At 75.9% G+C, this 2160-nt stretch carries 2 protein-coding genes; both read left to right on the top strand.

Going from position 1 to position 2160, the window contains the following annotated elements:
* A partial coding sequence (locus AC1DUQ_RS21090) for an alpha-amylase family glycosyl hydrolase (protein ID WP_477074556.1) occupies nt 1-1404 on the top strand: 1404 nt, incomplete at its 5' end.
* A complete protein-coding gene (locus AC1DUQ_RS21085; RefSeq protein ID WP_477061078.1) occupies nt 1401-2123 on the top strand; it encodes a DUF2599 domain-containing protein in 723 nt (240 codons plus the stop codon). The genes AC1DUQ_RS21090 and AC1DUQ_RS21085, both read left to right, overlap by 4 nt.
* Nucleotides 2124-2160: the final 37 nt, after the last annotated feature.

Raw genomic sequence — 2160 nt, 5'->3', positions numbered from 1 at the left:
GTCGGTGACCTGGCAGGTCTGACCGCCGGGCTCGACGCCGTCGCCCGCCTGGGCGTCGACGCCCTCTGGCTCACGCCGGTGTACCGGTCCCCGCAGGCCGACCACGGGTACGACGTGGCGGACCACCGCGACATCGACCCGCTGTTCGGGGACCTCCCGGCGTTCGACGCGTTCGTGACGGCCGCGCACGACCGCGGCCTGCGGGTGGTGATGGACCTGGTGCCCAACCACGTGTCCGACCAGCACCCGTGGTTCGTCGCGGCCCGGGCGGGTGGTCCGGAGCGGGCGCTGTTCCACGTGCGGTCGCAGCCAAACGGCTGGCGCTCGATGTTCGGCGGTTCGGCATGGGCTCCGTTGCCCGACGGCGACTGGTACCTGCACCTGTTCGCGCCCGAGCAGCCCGACCTCAACTGGGCGCACCCGAGGGTGCAGGAGGACTTCGCGGAGACGCTCCGGTTCTGGCTGGCCCGCGGCGTCGACGGGTTCCGCGTGGACGTCGCCGGCGGGCTGGCCAAGGAGCCGTCGTACGCCGAGGTGCGCCGCGGGGAGGACCACCCGCACTGGGACCGGGCCGAGGTGCACGAGATCTACCGCTCGTGGCGGCGCGTGCTCGGCCCCGACGTCCTCGCGGTCGCCGAGGCGTGGGGGCCGCCGGAGCGCACCGCCGCGTTCGCCCGCGCCGACGAGCTGGGTCAGGCCTTCGCGTTCGACGTCCTGCGCACCCCGTGGTCCGCGGCCGCGCTGCGCCGGACCGTCGACGCGCAGCTGGCCGCCCATCGCGCCGTCGGCGCCCTGCCCGCCTGGGTGGTCGGCAACCACGACGCAGCCCGAGCCGCGACGCGCCTGGGACCGGAGCGCGCCCTCGCCCTGCACCTGTTCCTGCTCGCGCTGCCAGGCGCCTTCTACCTCTACGCGGGCGACGAGCTGGGCCTGCCCGAGGTCGACGTGCCGGCCGAGGCCTGGCAGGACCCGCAGTCGGTACGGTCCGGTGGACGGCTGCCCAACCGCGACGGCGCCCGGATCCCTCTGCCGTGGACGTCGGGCCGGCACCTCGGATTCACCACGGGCGACCCGTGGCTGCCGATCCCGGCGGAGTGGTCCGCGTACGCCCGCGACCGGCAGGAAGCGGACCCGTCCTCGACCTGGTCGGTGCTCCGCCGGGCGCTCGCCGTGCGGTCGGGGGTCTGGACCGCCGAGGACCTGACCTGGGAGGACGCGCGGCCCGGGGTGCTGGTCGGCCGGCGCGGCCACGCGCGCGTGGTGCTCAACGCGTCGTCCCGGCCCTGGCCCGTGCCCGACGGTGCCGCCGTGGTCGTGCGGAGCGTCCCCGGCGCAGACGCGGCAGTCGTCACCCCGTCGGAGTGTGCCTGGCTGACCGACGGGCCGGTACGTTTCCGAGGATGAGAGCACGGGGTGCGGCGGCGGCGGTCCTGCTCGCTGTCGTGCTCGCGGCGTGCACCCCGAGCCGCGCCGAGTCCCCGCCTCCGCCGTCGCCCACCGCGTCCGCCAGCCCGACGCCCACGGCGGAGCCGACCGATCCTGAGACGCTCCGCGCGACCGGCACACCTGTCACCTCCGGTGCGGTCACCCTCACCGTGTCGCCGCCGAGCACCGACGTGCGAGCCGACGACGACGGGTCCGTCCACGTGACCACCGCCGGCGAGACGCTGGTCGTCGCGCCCGCGGGGATGACGGTGACCGCGCTCTCGGACGGCTCCGCCGTCGTCCGCGATGCCGGCGGGGCGTTCGTCGGGGGACTCGTCACCGAGCCGCGGGGTGCGATCCTCAGCCAGGTCGGTCCCGAGGCCCTGCGGCTCGACACGGGTTCCGGCCTCTGGTTCACCACGGCGGTCGTGCTCGGCGCCGTCTGGGGCGAGGCCGAGGGCGGGCTCTCGCTCGCGGTCACCCCCAGCGCGTGGGCACGTGCCGGCAGCCGGGCCGCGCAGGAAGGGCTGTGGGCGCAGGTCGTGGCGCAGGCGCCGGACGCCGACAGCCCCGGAATGCAGGCGCAGCTGGAGTGCCACGAGCTGGGCGCGCCGGACAAGGCCACCTGGAACCTCGAGCCCTGGCGGCCGGACGTCGGCGTGGTCGAGATGATCACGGCGCGCTGCAACCCGACCTGACACACGCTCGGCCCGCCTCCCGCGTGATGCGCAGGGA

Source organism: Cellulomonas sp. P4_B5_2, from assembly GCF_056402235.1.
The sequence above is the reverse complement of the archived record's forward strand: the minus strand, read 5'-3'. Positions and strand labels throughout refer to the sequence as shown.

Excerpts from the sequence above, each read along its gene's own strand:
- AC1DUQ_RS21085 (WP_477061078.1), top strand. The coding sequence starts at position 1,401 with ATGAGAGCACGGGGTGCGGCGGCGGCGGTCCTGCTCGCTGTCGTGCTC.